The organism is Streptomyces sp. DH12, assembly GCF_020873895.1.
Lineage (GTDB): Bacteria > Actinomycetota > Actinomycetes > Streptomycetales > Streptomycetaceae > Streptomyces.
In genome coordinates, this window is record NZ_JAHWGT010001384.1 from 1 (window position 1) to 417 (window position 417).

A 417-nucleotide genomic window follows, 5' to 3' on the forward strand; every position below is an offset into this window, starting at 1 on the left:
ACTGGGCCTCGCGCGTGAAGCGCGCCTTGGACACCGGGTCCTCGGCCAGGTCGGAGCGCAGCAGCTTCACGGCGACGGTACGCCCGAGGCGTACGTCCTCCGCGGCGAACACCTCGGCCATGCCGCCCCGGCCGAGCCGGTGCGTGAGCCGGTACCGGCCGTCGCCGACCAGCCCGCCGTTGCCCCAGTTGTCCGGCGCGTCCGACATGCCGCCGCCAGTCGCCTCGGGGTCGGACGGGCCCTGAGCGCGCTGCTGCTGTGCCATCAGTCCTCGCCGTCGTTTCTGCCCGCGGTGCGCGCGGTGTTGTTACGGTCTCCGTCGGCCACGCTACAGCCTTTGCCGGGGCCTCCGGTCCGGGACGGGCTGCCGGATCCGGCACGCGACGGACCGGTCATCAAACCCGCTCTCCGTACTGT

Annotated in this window: 1 pseudogene; it reads right to left on the bottom strand. The window is 73.1% G+C overall.

The annotated features are described in order from the left end of the window. Positions 1 to 265: pseudogene (locus LPA54_RS40190) on the bottom strand (serine/threonine protein kinase); the annotation flags it as partial. Positions 266 to 417 lie beyond the last annotated feature (152 nt).